Here is a 20,684-nt window from a genome sequence, read left to right on the forward strand (position 1 = left end):
CGAAACAGAACCTCATGGTTGCTGACGGTGCTCTCATGGGTAAGGGTGGCACGGCGGATGCCGAGGAAAAGGGGGCGACGGGGTGGCACTGAACACGGGACTTGACTGGTTGCTGGACGACCTGACGAAGCGGATCTCCTCGGTCCGGCACGCGCTGGTTCTCTCCACGGACGGGCTCGTGACGGGCAGCAGCCAGGAACTCGACCGGGAGGATGCCGAGCATCTGGCCGCGGTCTCCTCCGGGTTGCACAGCCTGGCCAAGGGAAGCGGCCAGCACTTCAAGGCGGGGCGGGTGCGCCAGACGATGATCGAGTTCGACGAGGGCGTGCTGTTCGTGACGGCCGCGGGCGACGGCAGTTGTCTGTGTGTCCTCGCCGGCGCCGAGGCGGACGTCGGCCAGGTCGCCTACGAGATGACGCTGTTGGTCAACCGCGTCGGCGAACATCTCGGGCTCGCGATCCGTAATAGCCATTGACCTGCGGTTTCACAAAGTTATCCACAGGCCGGGCGGCCAGGGCGCGGACGGGCTATCGTCGTTTTCACGCAGGAAACGTGAGCAACGACGGGGGATGACGCATGCGAGACAAGTCCGACGTACGCCGTTCGGCGACGCCGTTTCCACCCACGGCCGGCGCGGCGCGGAAAAGGGACGGGGGGAGGCCACCCGCGGGTGAGGTGGCGGCACGCACGGCCGCCCAGGAGCTGGGTCTGCGGTTGAGGGAGTTCGAACTCGCTGTGCAGATCGAGGAAGTCCGCACCGTGCCGGGTCCGCCCGGCCGGGCACGCAGGGTGCCGCGGGAGGAGCTGGAACGCGTCAAAGGAGCTCCGGACTTCCCCAGCGGGCTGCGGGAGAGGCTACGTGTCATGGGGGCGCACGAGGCCTCGGAGCTGTTGGACATCAGTGCCTCGCGCTTCGCTCGCCTCGCCAGGGCAGGCCGTTTCAGGCCGGTCGACCTCTACGTGAATCGCTACCGAGCAGTGGTCTGGCTCTATCGAGCGGACGAGTTGCGGGATTTCGCGGAGAACAACCCGTCACTGCTGGCGGGGCGTCTGCCGGCGGGCATGCGGGCGGCGCTGGCCGCCGGGACCGACCACCGTGCTCCCGGCTGGCGAGCGCGGCGGGTGGCGCAGCTGTCCAGGCAGGCGGACACCCCGTGGGAGCGTGCCGCCGCCAAGTCGAGCGTGCTCGGTGAGGACGCCCTCGCCGAAGCCGTGCCCGACCCCCGCGAGCGGGAAGAACTCGCGCGATTGCGGCCCGGCCTGCTGAAGGTGCGTAGTGAGTCAGTGGCCACGCAGGCCTTGCTGGAGAAGCTCTGCCTGGCCGAAGAGGAGTCAGAGGTGCGCTGGCACCGACTGATGCTGGAGGCGGAACTGGAGAGTGCCAGGGCGATCGCACCTTTCCCCGCAGGTATCCCGGAGTTTCACGAAACCCCTGCCGGTCTGTCCGGGCGGGCGGAGCCTACTGCCTTCCTCCCGGCCCCGGGCGGGGACCGACGGGCCGATCCGGTCACGCCGCGGCCACTGACGCCGACGCCCGAGGCGTCCGCGCCTCCGCCCCGAAAGCGCTGGTCTCTGCTGAGGCGGCGTAAACCGAAGCCCTCCGTCCGTCCGGCTCACTGACCCACGACAGGCCGGGAGCGGACATGCCAGGCCAGAGACGCGCGAGCCGGGGCGTCAGAAGCGGTAACGCGCCGGAAGAGGGCTACGAGCTGCCCCGGCCAGGGGCGGCTTCGTCCGAGTCGGTGCGGTGCGGGCGGAACAGCCCCTCCTGCATGACGGAGACGATCAACTTGCCCTGGCGATCGTAGATCTGGCCTCGGGCAAGCCCTCGTGCTCCCGTCGCGATGGGGGACTCCTGCTCATAGAGGAACCACTCGTCGGCGCGGAACGGCCGGTGGAACCACATGGCGTGGTCGAGAGACGCCGTGTCGAAGTTCCGGGCGCCCCACAGCGGCTCGACGGGCAGCCGCACGGCGTCCAGAAGTGTCATGTCGCTGGCGTAGGTCAGCGCGCACGTGTGCACGAGAGGGTCGTCCCCCAGCGACCCGATCGCCCGCATCCATACGGCACTACGCGGCTCGACGTCCTGCAACTCGGACGGCGTCCAGCGCAGCCGTTCCACATAGCGCAGGTCGAACGCCTGACGGCGCGCCATGCGCTCCAGCGGCACGGGAAGTGAGCCGAGGTGCGCCTGGATCTCGTCCGCGAGCCTCGGCAGGCTCTCAGGATCCGGCACGTCGGGCATCGGCAGTTGATGCTCGAATCCGGGCTCCCGCACATGAAAGGAGGCGGTGAGATTGAAGATCGTGCGTCCCCGCTGCACGGCGACCACTCGACGGGTGGTGAACGAGCGCCCGTCCCGCACCCGCTCCACCTGGTACACGATGGGCACGCCCGGAATGCCGGGCCGCAGGAAGTACGCGTGGAGCGAGTGCACGGGCCGCTCGTCGCCCACCGTGCGCCCGGCTGCCACCAACGCCTGCCCGGCCACCTGCCCGCCGAAAACCCGCTGGAGGGACTCGTGGGGGCTCTGTCCCCGGAAGATGTTGAGGTCGATCTCCTCCAGGTTGAGCAGGTCGACAAGGCGTTCCGCTGGGCTCGGCCCGGTCATCTCGTGCGTTCCCTTCTCGCGTCCAAGGATGCCGTCTCGATCGGCTCAGTGCGCGCCGTGCTCACATCGGGCCGACATCGGTCACCTTGACCACCGCACGCCCCTCCTCGTCGGAGGCGACGAGGTCGACCTCGGCCGAGACACCCCAGTCGTGATCCCCGCGGGGGTCGGCGAACGTCTGCCGCACGCGCCACAACCGGTCCTCGGGCACTTCCTCGATCCGCAGCAGCCGCGGTCCCCGGGCGTCGGGCCCCGTGCCCAGCTCGTCGTACTCGGCCCAGTAGGCGTCCATCGCCTCCGCCCAGGCGTCCTCGTCCCAGCCGGCGTCCGCGTCCATCTCGCCCAGTTCGGCGCACTTGTCGAGCGCCGCCAGCTCCACCCTGCGGAACATCGCGTTGCGCACCAGGACGCGGAAGGCCCGGGGGTTCGCCGTGACGGGCTTGACCTGGTCGGCCCGTTCCTGCGCCTCCTCCGCCGTTTCGTCCTCCGGGTTGGCCAGCTGCTCCCACTCGTCCAGCAGGCTGGAGTCGACCTGTCGCACCATCTCCCCGAGCCATTCGATGATGTCCTGGAAATCCTCCGACTTGAGGTCGTCAGGGACGGTGTGCTCAAGGGCCTTGTAAGCGCTCGCCAGGTAGCGCAGCACAATCCCCTCGGTGCGGGCGAGTTCGTAGAAGGAGACGAACTCGCTGAAGGTCATCGCGCGCTCGTACATGTCGCGGATGACCGACTTGGGGGAGAGCGGATGGTCGCCGACCCAGGGGTGGGACTTGCGGTAGAGGCCGTAGGCGTGGAAGAGCAGTTCTTCCAGCGGCTGCGGGTAGCCGATCTCCATCAGCCGCTCCATCCGCTCCTCGTACTCGATCCCGTCGGCCTTCATCTGCGCCACCGCCTCGCCCTTCGCCTTGTTCATCTGGGCGGCGAGGATCTGGCGGGGATCATCCAGCGTCGACTCCACGACGGAGACCATGTCCAGCGCGTAGGAGGGCGACTCGGGGTCGAGCAGCTCGAAGGCCGCGAGTGCGAAGGTGGACAGTGGCTGGTTGAGGGCGAAGTCCTGCTGGAGGTCGACGGTCAGCCGGATGGTCCTGCCTTCCGCGTCCGGCTCGTCCAGCCGTTCGACGATCCCGCCGTCCAGCAGCGAACGGTAGATGGCGATGGCCCGCCGGATGTGCCGCAGCTGGGAGCGGCGGTCCTCGTGGTTGTCCTCCAGAAGCCGGCGCATCTGCGTGAAGGCGTCGCCGGGACGCGCGATCACCGACAGCAACATCGCATGCGTCACTCGGAAGCGGGAGTTGAGAGGCTCGGGATCGGACGCGATCAGCTTCTCGAAGGTCTGCTGACTCCAGTTGACGAAGCCCTCCGGGGCCTTCTTGCGGACGACCTTGCGACGCTTCTTCGGATCGTCGCCTGCCTTCGCCAGCGCCTTCTCGTTCTCGATCACGTACTCAGGGGCCTGCGCGACGACATAGCCCGAGGTGTCGAAACCGGCGCGCCCGGCCCGGCCGGCGATCTGGTGGAACTCACGGGCGCGCAGCGTGCGCACCCGGCTGCCGTCGTACTTGCTGAGCGCGGTGAACAGCACCGTCCTGATCGGCACGTTGACGCCGACCCCGAGGGTGTCCGTTCCGCAGATCACCTTCAGCAGCCCGGCCTGCGCCAGCCGCTCCACCAGCCTGCGGTACTTGGGCAGCATTCCGGCGTGGTGCACGCCGATGCCGTGCCGCACGTAGCGGGACAGGTTGCGGCCGAACTTCGTGGTGAAGCGGAAATTGCCGATGACCTTGGCGATCTCGTCCTTCTCCGCCCGGGTCGACATGTTGATACTCATCAGCGCCTGCGCCCGCTCCACCGCCTGCGCCTGAGTGAAGTGCACGATGTAGACGGGCGCCTGACGCGTCTCGAGCAGCTCGGTGAGCGTCTCCGTCAGGGACGTGGTGCGGTAGTCGTAGCTCAGCGGTACCGGCCGGGTGGCGGACCGCACCACAGCGGTCGGGCGGCCTGTGCGGCGGGTGAGATCCTTCTCGAACCGTGTGACATCCCCCAGCGTGGCCGACATCAGGACGAACTGGGCCTGTGGCAGCTCCAGCAACGGAATCTGCCAGGCCCACCCCCGGTCGGGCTCCGCGTAGAAGTGGAACTCGTCCATCACGACCTGGCCGATGTCGGCGTCCGCGCCGTCGCGCAGGGCGATGGAGGCGAGCACCTCGGCCGTGCAGCAGATCACCGGGGCGTCGGCGTTGACCGAGGCGTCGCCGGTGAGCATGCCGACGTTCTCGGTACCGAAGAGCTTGCACAGGTCGAAGAACTTCTCCGAGACCAGCGCCTTGATCGGTGCGGTGTAGAACGTCACCTTGTCGTGCGCGAGCGCCGCGAAGTGAGCCCCCGCCGCGACCAGGCTCTTGCCGGACCCGGTCGGCGTCGACAGGATCACGTTCGCCCCGGAGACCACCTCGATCAGCGCTTCTTCCTGGGCGGGATAGAGCGAGATGCCCCGCTCTTCCGCCCACCCGGAGAAGGACTCGAAGAGGGCATCGGGGTCGGCGTCGCTCGGCATCTGGTCGATAAGGGTGGCTGTCACGCCCCCCATACTGCCCCCTGCCCCGGCCGATCAGGGAACCGGTGGGTTCCAGGTGATCATCGAGCGCTACGCTGTGTGGCCGACCGGACGTCAGACCGGCAGACCGGCCGGGCACCAGGCCCGGAGGAGAACAGCGCGGGGGCGCGGGGCCCAGTCCCGGCCGCGGGGCCGCGAGGGACGCGACGCACAGAACAGGGCGGGGATACGCATGATGGGACCGGCGCACTCGCTGTCGGGAGCAACTGCCTGGCTGGGGGTGGGAGCCGCTGCTGCCGCACTCGACCACCCGATGCCCTGGCTGGTGGTGGTCGTCGGCACCCTGTTGTGCGCTGGGGCTGCGCTGGCGCCGGACCTCGACCAGAAGTCCGCGACCATCTCCCGGGCCTTCGGACCCATCTCCCATCTTCTGTGCGGAGTGATCGACAAGCTGTCCACGGCCGTCTACAACGGCACCCGCTCCCGTGGGGAGCGTCACCGTGCAGGAGGACATCGCACCCTCACTCACACGTGGCCGTGGGCGCTGTTCATAGGCGCCGGCTTCTCAGCGGCAGCTGCCCTGTGGGGCCGCTGGGCCGTCCTGGTCATCCTTTTCATCCACGTGGTGCTCGCCGTCGAAGGCCTGCTGTGGCGGATGGCGCGGGTCTCCAGCGACGTGCTGGTGTGGCTCCTGGGAGCCGCCTGCGCCTGGATACTGGCGGGCCTGCTGGAGGAGCCGGGGAACGGAGCCGACTGGCTGTTCACCGGCGACGGCCAGGAATACCTGTGGATGGGCGTGCCGATCGCGCTCGGTGCGCTGGTGCACAACATCGGCGATGCTCTGACGGTCTCCGGCTGCCCGGTCCTGTGGCCGATCCCGATAGCGGGCAAGAGGTGGTACCCGCTGGGCACCCCCCGGTTCATGCGTTTCCGCGCCGGAGCCTGGATCGAGAACGCCGTACTCATGCCGGCGTTCATGGTGCTCGGGGGAGCGGGCAGTCTGGTAGCCCTCGGTTTCGTAGGTACCTGAACCGACCCGCCGCGGGGTGGCGCCGGACCAGCCCGTCCGCGCCGCGAGCGTCCCGGTCGGCCTCCGACCCGCGCCTGGCCCTGCCTGCCGGGCCGCGAGCGCCCCGGCCCGCTGTGGTTCCGCGCCCGGTGAGGTCGCCCGTGCCGCGGGCTTCCCGATCTTTCACGGGCCCGCCCCCGGCGAGGTCGGCTGTGCCGCGTGCACCCCGATCCACCACGGCCCCGAGTGTGACGAGGTCATGCGCCCCACGAGCGGCCCGGCCGGTCACGGGGTCGCGCCAGACAGCGGCCCGCCTGGCGCGAGTGCCCGCATCATCCGTACCGAACCCGTGCCGGGCCACGTCACCCGTGCCACGAGCGCCAGAGCGCCGCGTAGGGGCCGTCGGCCGCCACGAGGGCGTCGTGGCTGCCCAGTTCGCTGACGCGGCCGTCCTCGACCACCGCGATGACGTCGGCGTCGTGGGCGGTGTGCAGGCGGTGGGCGATCGCCACCACCGTGCGTCCCTCGAGGACCTGCCCCAACGAACGTTCCAGGTGTCGTGCGGCACGGGGATCGAGCAGGGAGGTCGCCTCGTCGAGCACCAGGGTGTGCGGGTCGGCCAGTACCAGGCGGGCCAGCGCGATCTGCTGGGCCTGCGCCGGAGTGATCGTCATGCCCCCGGACCCCACCTCACTGTCGAGCCCGTCCGCCAACGCGGTGGCCCAGCCGTCCGCCCCCACGGCGGCCAGCGCGGACCACAACTCGGGATCAGCGGCCTTTGGGGAGGCCAACAGCAGATTGTCGCGCAGCGTGCCGACGAAGACATGGTGCTCCTGGTTGACGAGCGCCACATGGCGACGCACGTCCTCCGCGCGCATGTCGCTCAGCCGCTCGCCGCCCAGCGTGACCTCTCCGAGACGTGGCCCGTAGATGCCCGCGAGCAGCCTTCCGAGTGTGGACTTGCCCGCTCCGGAAGGCCCGACGAGCGCCACCCGGCTGCCGGGGGTCACCTCGAGCGTGATGCCGTGCAGCACGTCCACGTCGGCCAGATAGCCGAACCGCACCTGACGCGCACACACGTCCTTCCCCCGGGGCGCGAGGCCGCCCACGCCGCTGTCCGGCTCGATCTCCCGGACTCCGACGAGCCGTGCCAGCGAGACCTGGGCGACCTGGAGCTCGTCGTACCAGCGCAGGATCATGTTCACCGGCTCGATCAGTATCTGTGCCAGCAGCGCGCCGGTCGTCAGCTCGCCCACGCTGATCCAGCCCTCCATCACGAAGGCCCCGCCGAGCAACAGCACGCCGCCGAGGATCAGCATGTTGCTGAGATTGACGACGGGGAAGAGGACGGTGCGCAGCCACATGGTCCGGCGTTCCCAGGCCGTCCACTGACCGACCCGCCGCTCGGAGAGGGCCACCCGACGCGCCCCCAGCCTGTGCGCCTCCACGGTGCGTCCCGCGTCCACGGTCTCGGCCAGCGCCGCCGCGACGGCCGCGTAACCCGCGGCCTCGGCCCGGTAGGCGTGTGGCGCCCTGCGGAAGTACCACCGGCAGCCGACCACCAGCACGGGCAGCGCGATGAGTACTGCCAGAGCCAGCGGTGGCGCCGTCAGGCACAGGGCGCCGACCAGCAGGACCGTCCATACCAGCCCCACGGCAAGTTGCGGTACGGCCTTGCGCATGGCGTCGGCCAGCCGGTCGATGTCGGTGGTGATCCGGGACAGGAGGTCGCCCGTCCCGGCCCGCTCCAGGACGCTGGGCGGCAGCGCCACCGAGCGTACGAGGAAGTCCTCTCGCAGGTCCGCCAGCATCTCCTCGCCCAGCATTGCCCCTCGCAGCCGTACCTGCTGGGTGAAGACGGTCTGTACCACGAGCGCGAGGGCGAACAGGAGGGTGACGCGCACCAGGTGCATTTCGCGCTCATCGGCGGCCACGTCATCGACCACTCCGCCGAGCAGCTGCGGCCCGGCCATCGAGGCGATGACGGCGATGCTGTTCACCGTGACGAGCAGGACGAAGGCGCGGCGGTGACGCCGCAGCAGTGCGCGCACATAGGACCGCACTGTCGAGGGAGACCCGACAGGCAGGATGGTGACGTCCTCGGGCGCCGACGGGTCGTACGCGGGTGCGGGCACACCGAACCGTCGACTGTGCGGCGAGGCGGAGGCCGGCTCGGCTGCCCCTTCCGTCGCGGTGCTCCGGACGCTCACGCGGACTCGACCTCCTCGGTGTGGGCGCGCCCCGCTGATGCGCTACTTCTCGTTGACGCGCTGTTCCCCGCCGATGCGGTGCTTGGGGGTGGTGTGCCGTCCTCGGTCGTTTCGCTGCTGCGCGGCGAAACGCCGTTCGCCGCCGGAGTGCCCGCCCCGAGGAGCTCGGGGCCCTCGCCGCCGGGAGCATCAGGTTCGCGGCTGACGACGGCTCGGTAAGCGGCGTGGGTGCGCAGAAGGTCGCGGTGCGTTCCGCTCGCGGCGGATTTGTCTTCGTGCAGGAAGACGACGCGGTCGGCGCGGTCGAGCAGCAGCGGGCTGGAGGAGAGGACCACGGTCGTCCGGCCGGACCTCAGCCGCCCGAGCTCCCGGGCGATCCGCGCCTCGGTGTGCGAGTCGACAGCCGACGTGGGTTCGTCGAGAACCAGCACGCGAGGGTCGGTCAGCAGCGAACGGGCGAGGGCGAGCCGCTGCCGCTGTCCGCCCGACAGCGAACGCCCTCGCTCGGTGATCCGGGCCCGCATCGCGTCGCCCTCCGCGTCCGGGCTGCCCTGGATCAGGGCATCCAGCACGTCCCCGCACTGGGCGGCTGCCAGGGCCCTGGCGGAAGTCACCGCACCCGAGGAAGGGACGTCGAAGAGGTCGGTGAGAGTCCCCGAGAGCAGGACCGGGTCCTTGTCCTGGACGAGTACGGCGGTGCGCGCCTGCTCCAGCGTCATGCGGTCCAGCGGAGCACCGTCGAGCAGGACGGAGTCGAGAGGGACTGAGCCGAGCGGAACGGAGGTGCCGGCGGGCTGCTGTTTCCCCTCGTTCCCGTCGCTGCCGCTGCCGCTGCCGCTGCCGCTGCCGCTGCCGCTGCCGCTGTCGCTGCCGGCCGCGGACGCCGGGTGCCCGCCCAGCCGCTCCGCGAGGTGTCCGGCCGCGTCCGGGTCGCCGCAGACCACGGCGGTGAGCATCCCGAGCGGCGCGTGCAGCCCGGTGACCGGGTCGTACAACCCCTCCGAGCCGTCCGTGCCGTCCGTTCCGTCGACCCGGAGTGCAGAGCTTGCGTACTCGCCGCTCGGGTGGCGGCGGCGCTCGTCCCGGTGGCTCTCGGAGCTGTCCTCGTGGCCCTCGTGGTCCTCGTGCTCCCGGTGGTCCGAGCGCCGCAGTGCCAGGACGCGTGCCGCGCGGGCGGCCGAGGGGCGTGAGAAGGAGTACGACATCGCGAACTCGCCGAAGAGCTGGAGCGGCATGAGCAGGAAGCTGATGGCTCCGTACACCATGACCAGCTCGCCTACCGCGATACGACCGTCCACCGCCAGCCCGGCGCCGTACCACACCACCGCGATCAGCAGCAGTCCCGGCAGGGCGACTTGGAGCGCTTCGATGAACGACCACATGCGTGCTGTTCGCACGGCGGCCTGCCGCACCTCTTGGGAGGCTCGGCGGTAGCGCGCGAGGAAGAGTTCCTCACCGCCGATGCCGCGCAGGACGCGCAGGCCGGCGACGGTGTCGGCGGCGAGTTCGGTCGCGCGTCCGGCCTTCTCGCGCTGCGCGTCGGCCCGCCGGGTCGCCCGCGGGAGGAGCGGCAGCACCGTCAGCGCCAGGGCGACCATGCCGGCGCAGGCGAGGAGGCCCAGTTGTGGCTGGTAGGCCACCAGGGCGGCGCAGACTCCCAGCGTGGTCAGCAGGGCGGCGCTGAAGCGGGAGACCGCCTCGACGCACCAGCCGATGCGCTCGATGTCCCCGGTCGAGACCGCGACCACTTCGCCGGCCGCGACGCGGCGGGTGAGCGTGGCGCCGAGAGCGGCGGTGCGGCGGGCGAGCAGCTGCTGGATGCGGGCGGCGGCGGTGATCCAGTTGGTGACGGCGACCCGGTGCAGCATCGTGTCGCCGACTGTCACGGCCAGCGTGAGGGCCAGCATCGCCGCGCCGGCCCGGGTGAGCCCGGAGCCTGAGCGGTCCACGACGGCGTTCACGGCCAGGCCGGCGACGGCGGGGAAGGACGCGATCGAGGCGAGGTGCAGCACGCCCCAGCCCAACGCCTTGAGCTGGCCGCCGAGCTGGCGGCGGCCCAGCCACAGGAGCAGCCGGAAGCCCGACCTGACGTCCGGGTCGCCGGGGTCGGAGTAAGGGAGGTCGCGAATCTGCATGACGTTCCAAACGGTTGCGCAAGCGTGGTCGACCGGGTGGGGGAGACGAGGCGCGCTGCGACGTGTCGGGGTCCGGGGAGCCGGGTCAGGAGGGGCCGTGGTCGGCCCGCGTTCAGACGTGCGGAGCGAATGCGGCGAGCGGGCATGCGGGAGGCACCCGTGCGGGCCGGGCGACGGGAGCCCGGTGGGTGTTCGCTGATCTCATCCGGTCACTCGCGCGATGGCAACGGGTTTTCCCGGGCGGCGGCACGGTTCAGGCCAATGCGAGGATGGAGAACATGCGCATACGTGGGGCAGGACGGACAAGCGGCGGGGCAGCGGCGCGCGGGGCCACCACGGGCCGCGCCCGGGACGTGTCGGCTGCCAGGGCGAGGGTACGAGCCAAGGCCAGGGCCGCCGCGGTGGCGGCAGCGGGTGGCACGGTACTGGCGGTGCTTCTCGCGGGCTGCGCTTCCGACGACGGCGGGCAGCAGGGTTCGGGCAGCACGAAGGCCGAGAAGGACTCCGGGGCGTCGCCGAAGGCCGAGCTGGCGAAGAACCCCACGGAAATCCCTCGTGTGGGTGACCGCCTCCAGGCGAAGATCCCTGACAACAGCACCCAGGTCGTGGCTGTCGAGGGCAGGGGCAAGGACTCGGCGGACGCGACGGTCCGTCTCTACACCCGGCACGGCAAAGCGTGGCACGAGGAGCACAGCTGGCAGGCGCACAACGGCAAGAAGGGCTGGACGAGCGACCACCATCAGGGGGACAAGCGCAGCCCGGTCGGTGTCTTCTCGCTCTCGGACGCGGGCGGGGTGCTGCCCGAACCCGACGCCAGGCTGCCGTATGCCCACACGTCAGCGTTCACTCCGCCCTCGTACTGGCCGAAGAAGACCCGGCACGACTTCGATCACGTGATCGCCATCGACTACAACCGCGTCAAGGGCGCCTCCCCCCTCGACCCGACCCGGCCGCAGGGCCAGGCCAAGGGGGGCAGCATCTGGTTGCACATGGACCACGGCAGCGGCACATCGGGTTGCGTGAGCCTGTCGAAGGCCGGCATGGAGACGCTGTTGCGGACGTTGGATCCGAAGAAGCACCCCGTGGTCGTGATGGGGGACAAGGCCTCGCTCAACAGCTGAGCGGGGGAGCGAGCCGGGTCTGGGTGAGCGAGCGGGTGCCGGGCTCACGGACCGGGGCCCGGACGCCCGTCACTTCTCCCTGGCGAGGCCCGTCACTCCGTGAGAGGCGAGGTTCGTCCCCCTCACGTCTCGTTTCACTCTTCGGGCTTCTCGGAGTCGACGCCCGGCCGTTCCTTCCTCCAGAGGCCGCGGGTGAAGTCCGGGATCTCCTGCGGCAGGCCGTTGGCCTTGATGGAGGCGTGGCTGAGCGGTACGGGTGCGGTCCAGGTGGCCGCGTCGTACACGTCGAAGTCGGGTACCAGCCCCAGCCTCATGCACTGCGTCAGGCGGAACAGCATGATGTAGTCCATGCCGCCGTGCCCGCCGGGGGGATTGGCGTGTTCCTTCCACAGCCAGTGGTCGTGTTCCTTGTAGCCGTCGAAGTCTCCCCACTCGTCACCGGACATGTCCGGCTCGAGGTAGATGCGGGGCGGGTAGTCCTCGAAGACGCCCTTGGTGCCGCCGAGGATGTTGAGCCGGGAGTAGGGGTGGGGGTTGGAGACGTCCTGCTCCAGACGGATGACCCGGCCCTTGGCGGTCTGGATGAGGCTGATCGCCATGTCGCTCTTGACGTAGGTCTCCTTCCAGCTCTCGTCGCCCTTCGGTGCGTGTTCCTTGCGGTAGGCGGCCAGTCCGAGGGAGGGGGATCCGAAGGTGCTGATGCGGACCGCGCGGTCGCCGCGGTTGACGTCCATGTAGTTGGCGACGGGTCCGAAGCCGTGGTTCGGATAGAGGTCGCCCTTGAGCCGGGTGTGCCACTTGCGGCGCCAGGGGCCCTCGTAATAGTCGGGGTCGAACATCAGGCCGCGCAGGTCGTGGAGGTAGGCGCCCGCGCCGTGCAGCAGGTCACCGAAGAGCCCTTCGTGGGCCATGCGCAGGACCCGCATCTCGTTCTGCCCGTAGGCGCAGTTCTCCAGCTGCATGCAGTGCTTGCGGGTCTTCTCCGAGAGGTCGACCAGCTCCCACAGTTGCTTGAGCTCCAGTGCGATCGGACACTCGACGCCGACGTGCTTGCCGCCCTTCATAGCGGCCTTCGCCATCTCGAAGTGCCACTCCCAGGGGGTGGCGACGTAGACGAAGTCGAGATCCCCGCGTCTGCACAGCTTCTCGAAGTCGTGGTCGCCCTTGGCGTAGAGGGCGGGCGCCGGCTGCCCGGCGTCGGTGACCTTCTTGGCGGCGCGTTCGGTCTTCTCCCGCACCGGGTCGCACAGCGCGACCACGCGCACGCCCTCCAGGGCCAGGAACAGGTCGATCATGCTGCCGCCGCGCTGCCCCAGGCCGATGATGCCGACCCGGACGGTGCGGCGCTCGTCGAACGGTACGCCGATCATGGTGCGGCCCCGCCGGGGCGGTGTCGCGGCCTCGCTCTGTGTGGCCGCGGCGGCCGCAGCGGTGCCGGGCGCCGCAGCCGCGGCCGCCGGGGTGCCCACTGCCCCGATGCCCAGCCCTGCTCCGGCGGCTGAGGCGGTCCGCAGTACGGAGCGGCGGCTGAATCCTTGGTCGTCACTCATCGGGTCTCCCGCAGTCTTCGCATGTCGTCCAGGTGGGTGAACTCGGCTATGGACCCTGCTGGTTGAGACCAGTGGTGCGCAAGAGTGCGGACTTGGACTCTCGTTGTTCGTGGATGGACTTCCGCGCGCGGGGACGGGACTCCGGGCTTGCAATTTCTTGCTGCAACGAGACGGAAAATGTTGCACACCCTCTTGACGTGCTCACGACCTGGCGGCAGGCTCCCGGTCAACCTCGTGGACACGCGGGCTCGCTCGAACCCGCGTATCCACGTCCCCCACGGCGGCCCAGGCGCCTGGCTGCCTTCAGGGCACCTGCGTGCCCGCACACAGAAGGAGCCGCATCATGAGAAAACGTCTGCTCAGCGCTAGCACGGCAGGAGTACTGGCGGCCGGCGGTCTGCTCGCGACGGCGCCCTGGCACGCGCAGGCGGACCCCTCCGCAACTGCGACGCAGGCCTCCCCTCCCGGCGAGAAAACCGTCACCGCCACGCTGTTCGAGCGCCCCTTCGCGTCCGTCGCCCAGGAGTGCACCGACACGCTCGGCCCCGCCGGCTACGGCTATGTCGAGGTCTCGCCCGCCAGCGAACACATTCAGGGGGACGCCTGGTGGACGTCGTACCAGCCGGTCAGCTACAAGATCGCGGGCAGGCTCGGCAGCCGTGCCGACTTCGCGAACATGGTGCAGGCGTGTGAGTCGGCGGGCGTCAAGGTGATCGCCGACGCCGTCGTCAACCACATGACCTCGGGGTCGGGCACGGGAACAGGTGGCACCCCGTACTCCAAGTACGGCTACGAGGGCACCTACGAGGACGCCGACTTCCACACCTGCCGTCGCGACATCGCGGACTACACCAGCCGTGACGACGTGCAGAACTGCGAACTGGTGGGCCTGGCCGACCTCGACACCGGCAGCGACAAGGTGCGCGGCGCCATCGCCGGCTACCTCGACGACCTGCGGTCCCTGGGAGTGGCCGGGTTCCGGATCGACGCGGCCAAGCACATGGCGGCGGCCGACGTGGCCGCCATCAAGGCGAAGATGACCGAGGACCCCGGCTTCTGGGTCAGCGAGGTGATACACGGCGACGGCGAGGCGGTGCAGCCGGAGGAGTACACGGAAGTGGGGGACGTCGACGAGTTCCGCTACGGCCGTGCGCTCAAGGGGGCGTTCCAGGGCGGAGACCTCGGCGCGCTCCAGAACCTGGGCGACGGCATGCTGGATGGCGGCTTCGCACGCACGTTCGTCGACAACTGGGACACCGAGCGCAACGGCTCGACGCTGACGTACCAGGACGGCGCGGCTTACACGCTCGCCAACGTCTTCCTGCTCGCCCACCCCTACGGTTCGCCGAACGTCTACTCGGGCTACGAGTTCAGCGACGCCGACGCCGGGCCGCCCAGCGGCGGAACCGGCTGGACCGGCAACCACGCCAAGCCGGAGATCACCGGGATGGTCGGCTTCCGCAACGCGGTCGGAGGGGCGGAGCTCACCGACTGGTGGTCCGAGGGGCAGGCCCTCGCCTTCAACCGCGGCGACAAGGGCTTCGTCGCGCTCAACAACGGCGACAGCGAGCTCAGCAGGGCCTTTACGACCTCGCTGCCCGCCGGCACCTACTGCAACGTGGCCTCCGAGCAGGGCGGCTGCGGACAGAAGGTGGAGGTCGGCTCCGACGGCACCGCGCAGGTGACGCTGCCGGCCCGCAGCGCCGTCGCCCTGCACGTCGACGCGGCGGAGTGACGCACGGGGCGGGCCGCACAGTGGCCCGCCCCACCCCTGCCCCGGTCGCCGTCACCGAGGGCGGGTGGCGCGCTCCAGTTCCTGGATCACCGAATGGTATCCGCGGTCGCCTGTGGCGTGGTCCATACCGATCTCGCAGGTCCGGTTCGCCGACAGATACGCGTCGTACGAGCGCCGGCCCACCTCCGCCGCCTCGCGGGCCGTAGCGGAGGCCGTCAGCTCCTCGTGCAGCAGCCCGCGGTCGCCCGCGAAGGCGCAGCACCCGGCGTCCAGTGGCACCACGACCTCGTGGGCGCACGCCTGCGCCACCTGGCGCAGTTCCGCCTCGTCGCCCAGGTGCCGCATGGAGCAGGTGGGGTGGAGGACGGCCGAGGCGACGCGGCTCTCGACGGTGAGCCGGGGAAGCAGCTCCTGGGCGGCCCAGACCAGGGAATCGACGATCGTCAGCCCTTCGTGGAGTTTGCGGTTGGCCGGGGTGAGGTAGGGCACGACCTCCTCGGCCATCCCCAGGGTGCAGGAGGAGGCGTCCACGACGAGCGGGAGTTCACCGCCGTCCGTCCACCGCCAGGCGGCCTCCACCATGCGGTTGGCCATCAGGGTGTTGCCCGCCTCGTAGCCCTTGGAGTGCCAGATGGTGGCGCAGCAGGTACCCGTCACGTCCTCCGGTATCCAGACCGGACGTCCCGCGCGCGCTGAGACGGTCACCATGGCCTCGGGGAGCGACGCTCCCTGGTACCCGTCCGGGTCACCGAAGATGCGGTTGACACAGGCCGGGTAGTACACCGCGGAGGCGAGCTGCCTGCTGGTCGCCGGAAGGCGGCCGGCGGCCGGAGCCGGGATCTCGGGCAGCCACTCGGGCACCAGATCCGGGCGCACCGCCTTGCGCGCCGCGCCGGTCACCGCCTTGAGCATCCGGTCACCCAGCGCGCCGTCCCGTCCGCGCAGCCGCCTGCGCAGCTGGTCGGCGGCCGCGACGGCCAGCCGGGCCGAGCGTTCCACGCGGGCGAAGTGCTGCGCCGTGCGTGCGGCGGTGCGCTCCTCACGAGGGGAGTGCCGCGCGTGTCGGAAGGACTTCATCATCGCGCCCGTGTCGATGCCGACCGGGCAGTCGAGTGCGCAGGTGGAGTCGCCCGCGCAGGTGTCCACGGCGTCGTACCCGTAGCTGGCGAGCAGGTTCTCGCCCACCAGGGAACCGGGGCGCTGCCGCAGCATCTCGCGGCGGAGCACGATGCGCTGACGTGGTGTGGTGGTCAAATCCTCGCTCGGGCAGGTCGGTTCACAGAAGCCGCACTCGATGCACGGGTCGGCGATGGCTTCCACGCTGGGGATGGACTTCAGGCCCCGCAGGTGCGCTCGCGGGTCGCGGTCCAGCAGGACGCCGGGCGCCAGCACCCCTGCCGGGTCCAGGAGCCGCTTCGTGCGCCACATCAGCTCGGTGGCCTCGGGCCCCCACTCCAGCTCCAGGAACGGGGCGATGTTGCGGCCGGTGGCGTGCTCGGCCTTGAGGGAGCCGTCGAAGCGCTCGACGGTCATGTGGCAGAAGTCGTCCATGAACGCGGCGTAGCGGGCCACATCCTCGGGGTTCGCCGCATCGAAGGCCAGCAGGAAGTGCAGGTTGCCGTGCGCCGCGTGCCCGGCCACAGCGGCGTCGAAACCGTGGCGTTCCTGGAGCTCGAGCAGCGCCTCGCACGCCTCGGCCAGCCGGGAGGGCGGCACCGCGAAGTCCTCGGTGATCAACGTGGTGCCAGAGGGGCGCGAGCCTCCCACGGCCGTGACGAACGCCTTGCGCGCCTTCCAGTACGAGGCGATCGTCCCCGGATCGCGTGTCAGCTCGTTGGTGACCGAGGGGACAGGGGCCACCAGGTCCAGGTCGGCCAGCACCGCGCGTGCCGCTTGCTCGCGCTCCTCGCGTACGGCGTCGTCGGGGGAGCGGAACTCCACCAGCAGGGCCGTGGTCTCCTTGGGCAGGTCCGCCCAGTCCTGCGGCACTCCCGAGACGCTCACCGAGGCCCGGAGGGTGTTGCCGTCCATCAGCTCCACCGACATGGCCCCGGCCTCGTTGAAGCGGGGCACCGCGGCGGCCGCGGCCGACAGCGAGGGGAAGAAGAACAGCCCCGTCGAGGTGCGGCGGTGCAGCGGCAGGGTGTCGAAGACGAACTCGGCGAGGAAGCCGAGAGTGCCCTGGGAGCCGACCATCAGCCCGCGCAGGATCTCGACCGGCGTGGTGCCGTCCAGAAAGGCGTCGAGACGGTAGCCGTTGGTGTTCTTCAGCTCGTACTTGGCACGGATGCGGGCGACGAGTCGCGTGTCGGCCTCGATCTCCGCCTTGAGTGCCATCAGGCCCTCGCACAGCCCAGGCTCGCTCCGCGCCAGCTTCTCGTCCGCCGCCGGATCGGCCGTGTCCACGACCGTGCCGCTCGCCAGGACGCAGGTGAGCGAGGCGACGGTGCGGTAGGAGTTGCGGGTGGTGCCCGCCGTCATCCCCGAGGCGTTGTTGGCGACCACTCCGCCGACGGTGCAGGCGATGGCGCTGGCCGGGTCGGGGCCCAGCGTCCGTCCGTGCGGCGCCAGCGCGGCGTTCGTCCGGAAGACGGTGGTGCCGGGCCTGATCCGTGCCTGCCTGCCCTCTTCCAGCACCTCGACGCCCGCCCAGTGGCGGCGCACGTCGATGAGGATGTCCTCACCCTGGGCCTGGCCGTTCAGTGATGTGCCGGCGGCCCGGAAGACGACATCGCGGCCGTGTTCGTGTGCGTAGGAGAGCACCGCGGCGACGTCCGTCGCGTCCTCCGCGAGCACCACCACCTGGGGGATGAAGCGGTACGGGCTCGCGTCGGAGGCGTAGCGCACCAGGTCGGAGACCTTCGCCAGCACCTTCTCCGCTCCCAGCAGCTGCTCCAGGTCGCCCCGGAGCGGCTGCGGGGTACCGTGCGCCCGCTCCTGCGGCACCCGGTCGGCGGCGGGGGTGTGATCGGCGCCGGTGCGCGGGCGCAGTGCTCCAGGCTTCGGTTCGAGCAGCGGCATGGCATCTCCTGGGCACGCGAGGGGACGAGGTGGCTCGGGTGAGGGCAGGGCTGGAATGTGCGTCTCATGCTAGAGCGACCCTCCGACACCGGCCGTGGGGGTCGTACCGGCCGGACAACGCTCGTGCTGCCCCGGCTACGCCGAACTGTGGCCCTGCCCGTCCAGCAACGCCAGCAGGCTGCTGAGCTCGTCGCGCTGCGCGGAGGTCAGCGGGGCCAGCAGCTCCTGCGCCGCCGCCCGGCGGGCCTGCCTGAGCTCCTCCAGCGCGCGGGAGCCGCCCTGTGTCAGCTCGATCCGGGTCACCCGGCGGTTCGCGGCGTCGGGGGAGCGGCGCACCAGGCCGCGCTCCTCCAGGGCGTCGATGAGGCTCGTCACCTGCCGGGGCACGACGCCCAGCCGCTCGGCGAGGTCCGCCATCCGGGGTGGCCGGGGACTGTGCGAGACGGTCCGCAGCATCCGGGCCTGCGCGGGTGTGACTCCCACCGGGGCGAAGTTCTGCCGGTGGGCGTGGTTGATCCGCTTGGTCAGGCGCAGGAGCTGGTCAGCCAGGTCGGAAGCGTGTTCGTCGGCGGAGTGCTGGGGCATGAGCGCAAGCTATCAGGACGATGCTCATTGTGAGTATAGGTAACAATGAACTATGCTCCGGAATTCCGGCGGCGACCGGCACACGGATGTGCCGGGTGGACGGCACACGGATGTGCCGCACTCGTCGCACTCTGGCCCCGCACCACCGGCACCACCGACACCACCGACTTCGAGGAGCCCCTTGCGCCATGCAGAGCCCGGCTGGACGCCGGAACCGAAGGACCCTTCGACGCCCGAGCAGCCCGCGCAGGTGCGCCGTATCCTGCGCCTCTTCCGCCCCTACCGGGGCCGACTGACCCTGGTCGGTCTCCTGGTGGCCGCCTCCTCGCTGGTCTCCGTGGCGTCCCCGTTCCTGCTGCGCGAGATCCTGGACGTCGCCATTCCCGAGCAGCGCACCGGCCTGCTGTCGCTGCTGGCCCTCGGCATGATTCTCACCGCCGTCATGACCAGCGTCTTCGGCGTGCTCCAGACGCTGATCAGCACCACCGTGGGCCAGCGCGTCATGCACGATCTGCGCACGGGTGTCTACGCCAAGCTCCAGCGGATGCCGCTCGCCTTCTTCACGCGCACACGGACGGGTGAGGTCCAGTCCCGCATCGCCAACGACATCGGTGGTATGCAGGCGACGGTCACCTCGACCGCCACCTCGCTCGTCTCCAACCTGACCAGCGTGGTCGCCACCATCGTCGCCATGCTCGCCCTCGACTGGCGGCTCACCCTCGCCTCCCTCGCGCTGCTGCCCTTCTTCGTGTGGGTGAGCCGGCGCGTGGGGCGGGAACGCAAGCGCATCGCCACCGACAGGCAAAAGCAGATGGCCGTGCTCTCCGCGCTGGTCACCGAGTCACTGTCGGTCAGCGGCATTCTGCTCGGACGCACCATGGGCAGGTCCGACTCGCTCACCCGCGGCTTCGCGGACGAGTCCGAGCGCCTCGTCGGCCTGGAGGTGCGCTCCAACATGGCGGGGCGCTGGCGCATGGCCACCATCGGCATCGTCATGGCCGCCATCCCCGCCCTGCTCTACTGGACGGCCGGCATGCTCACCCACTTCGGCGGCCCGGCGTTCTCCATCGGCACCCTCGTCGCTTTCGTCACCCTCCAGCAGGGGCTGCTGCGGCCGACCGTCTCGCTGCTGACCACGGGCGTGGAGATGCAGACCTCGCTGGCCCTCTTCCAGCGCATCTTCGAATACCTCGACCTGCCCGTCACCATCACCGAGCCCGAGCACCCTGTCGTCCTCCCCTCGGTGCGGGGTGAAGTGCGCTTCGAGAGTGTCGACTTCTCCTACGACGATGACGCTTCCCCTGGCACCGACATGCCCGCGCGCACCGGCACTGCCGACAGCACCGTCGACGCGCAGGCCCGCACCCTGAACGGCGTCGATCTGACCGTCCCTCCGGGCAGCAGCCTCGCCATCGTGGGAGCCACCGGGTCGGGCAAGAGCACCCTGAGCTACCTGGTGCCACGGCTCTACGACGTGAGCGCGGGCCGCGTCACTCTCGACGGCGTAGACGTCCGCGACCTCGGTTTCGCCACGCTCTCCGAGGCGGTGGGTGTCGTGTCCCAGGAGACGTACCTCTTCCACGCCACCGTCGCGGAGAACCTGCGGTTCGCCAAACCGGCGGCCTCCGATGAGGAACTGCGCGCCGCCGCCAGGGCCGCACAGATCCACGACCAGATCGCCGCCCTGCCGGACGGCTACGACACCCTCGTCGGAGAGCGCGGCTACCGCTTCTCCGGCGGCGAGAAACAGCGACTCGCGCTCGCGCGCACCATTCTCAGGGACCCGCCCGTGCTGATCCTCGACGAGGCCACCAGCGCGCTCGACACCCGTACCGAACGCGCCGTGCAGGAGGCCATCGACGCGCTGTCGGCGGGGCGTACCACCCTCACCATCGCGCACCGTCTGTCGACCATCCGCGGCGCCGACCAGATCGTCGTCCTGGACGGCGGCCGCATCGCGGAGCGGGGCTCCCATGAGGAGCTTCTCGCGGCGAACGGCAAGTACGCGGCCCTGGTGCGCCGTGACGGGGAGACGACCGGTGCGGACGGGGCGCCGGACGACCGCGAGCCGGCCGACGTGGTAGCCGGCTGACAGCGTCCCGGACGGTCGGCCGGCGGCCCACTGGCAGGAGCGGGCCGCCGGTCGCGGG

The 20,684-nt window shown here is 70.5% G+C and carries 13 protein-coding genes; 6 read left to right on the plus strand and 7 right to left on the minus strand.

Going from position 1 to position 20,684, the window contains the following annotated elements:
* Positions 1 to 82 precede the first annotated feature (82 nt).
* Complete coding sequence (locus MMF93_RS30685) at positions 83 to 475, plus strand: roadblock/LC7 domain-containing protein (RefSeq protein WP_114014870.1); 393 nt, start codon at positions 83 to 85, stop codon at positions 473 to 475.
* 200 nt (positions 476 to 675) lie between these two features.
* Entirely contained in the window at positions 676 to 1,620 is a 945-nt protein-coding gene (locus MMF93_RS30690) for a DUF6397 family protein (RefSeq protein ID WP_242756420.1), read from the plus strand.
* Between the two features lie 82 nt (positions 1,621 to 1,702).
* Here MMF93_RS30690 and tesB read toward each other — a convergent pair whose 3' ends face one another.
* Complete coding sequence (gene tesB, locus MMF93_RS30695; RefSeq protein ID WP_242756421.1) at positions 1,703 to 2,611, minus strand: acyl-CoA thioesterase II; 909 nt, start codon at positions 2,609 to 2,611, stop codon at positions 1,703 to 1,705.
* A gap of 61 nt (positions 2,612 to 2,672) precedes the next feature.
* The gene (locus MMF93_RS30700; protein ID WP_242756422.1) at positions 2,673 to 5,201 is read right to left on the minus strand and encodes a DEAD/DEAH box helicase; all 2,529 of its coding nucleotides are present in this window, start codon (positions 5,199 to 5,201) and stop codon (positions 2,673 to 2,675) included.
* A 199-nt stretch (positions 5,202 to 5,400) separates the two neighbouring features.
* On the opposite strand from MMF93_RS30700, the gene MMF93_RS30705 reads away from it, so the two are divergent.
* Complete coding sequence (locus tag MMF93_RS30705) at positions 5,401 to 6,198, plus strand: metal-dependent hydrolase (protein WP_242756423.1); 798 nt, start codon at positions 5,401 to 5,403, stop codon at positions 6,196 to 6,198.
* Positions 6,199 to 6,539: 341 nt separating this feature from the next.
* On the opposite strand, the gene MMF93_RS30710 is transcribed toward MMF93_RS30705, so the two are convergent.
* Positions 6,540 to 8,312 carry an ABC transporter ATP-binding protein gene (locus MMF93_RS30710; RefSeq protein WP_242757861.1) on the minus strand — a complete coding sequence of 591 codons (1,773 nt, stop codon included), beginning with the start codon at positions 8,310 to 8,312 and terminating at the stop codon, positions 6,540 to 6,542.
* Positions 8,313 to 8,383: 71 nt separating this feature from the next.
* Positions 8,384 to 10,522, minus strand: a complete 2,139-nt coding sequence (locus MMF93_RS30715; RefSeq protein WP_242756424.1) for an ABC transporter transmembrane domain-containing protein — start codon at positions 10,520 to 10,522, stop codon at positions 8,384 to 8,386.
* A 278-nt stretch (positions 10,523 to 10,800) separates the two neighbouring features.
* Between MMF93_RS30715 and MMF93_RS30720 the strand changes: the two genes are divergently transcribed.
* Positions 10,801 to 11,643, plus strand: a complete 843-nt coding sequence (locus MMF93_RS30720) for a L,D-transpeptidase family protein (protein ID WP_242756425.1) — start codon at positions 10,801 to 10,803, stop codon at positions 11,641 to 11,643.
* A gap of 134 nt (positions 11,644 to 11,777) precedes the next feature.
* On the opposite strand, the gene MMF93_RS30725 is transcribed toward MMF93_RS30720, so the two are convergent.
* On the minus strand, positions 11,778 to 13,193 hold the full coding sequence (locus MMF93_RS30725; protein ID WP_242756426.1) for a Gfo/Idh/MocA family protein: 1,416 nt from the start codon (positions 13,191 to 13,193) through the stop codon (positions 11,778 to 11,780).
* Positions 13,194 to 13,536: 343 nt separating this feature from the next.
* Between MMF93_RS30725 and MMF93_RS30730 the strand changes: the two genes are divergently transcribed.
* A complete protein-coding gene (locus tag MMF93_RS30730) occupies positions 13,537 to 14,928 on the plus strand; it encodes an alpha-amylase (RefSeq protein ID WP_242756427.1) in 1,392 nt (463 codons plus the stop codon).
* A 51-nt stretch (positions 14,929 to 14,979) separates the two neighbouring features.
* On the opposite strand, the gene MMF93_RS30735 is transcribed toward MMF93_RS30730, so the two are convergent.
* Both MMF93_RS30735 and MMF93_RS30740 read right to left on the minus strand, forming a co-directional pair.
* Positions 14,980 to 17,949: an FAD-binding and (Fe-S)-binding domain-containing protein gene (locus MMF93_RS30735; protein WP_242756428.1), complete on the minus strand. Its 2,970-nt coding sequence runs from the start codon at positions 17,947 to 17,949 to the stop codon at positions 14,980 to 14,982.
* 135 nt (positions 17,950 to 18,084) lie between these two features.
* Positions 18,085 to 18,534 (minus strand): MarR family winged helix-turn-helix transcriptional regulator, encoded by a 450-nt coding sequence (locus MMF93_RS30740; RefSeq protein ID WP_242756429.1) that lies wholly within the window; start codon positions 18,532 to 18,534, stop codon positions 18,085 to 18,087.
* A gap of 181 nt (positions 18,535 to 18,715) precedes the next feature.
* On the opposite strand from MMF93_RS30740, the gene MMF93_RS30745 reads away from it, so the two are divergent.
* Complete coding sequence (locus MMF93_RS30745) at positions 18,716 to 20,626, plus strand: ABC transporter ATP-binding protein (RefSeq protein WP_242756430.1); 1,911 nt, start codon at positions 18,716 to 18,718, stop codon at positions 20,624 to 20,626.
* Positions 20,627 to 20,684: the final 58 nt, after the last annotated feature.

Origin of the sequence: Streptomyces tubbatahanensis (assembly GCF_022699385.1) — a bacterium.
In the GTDB taxonomy this organism is placed as follows: domain Bacteria; phylum Actinomycetota; class Actinomycetes; order Streptomycetales; family Streptomycetaceae; genus Streptomyces; species Streptomyces diacarni.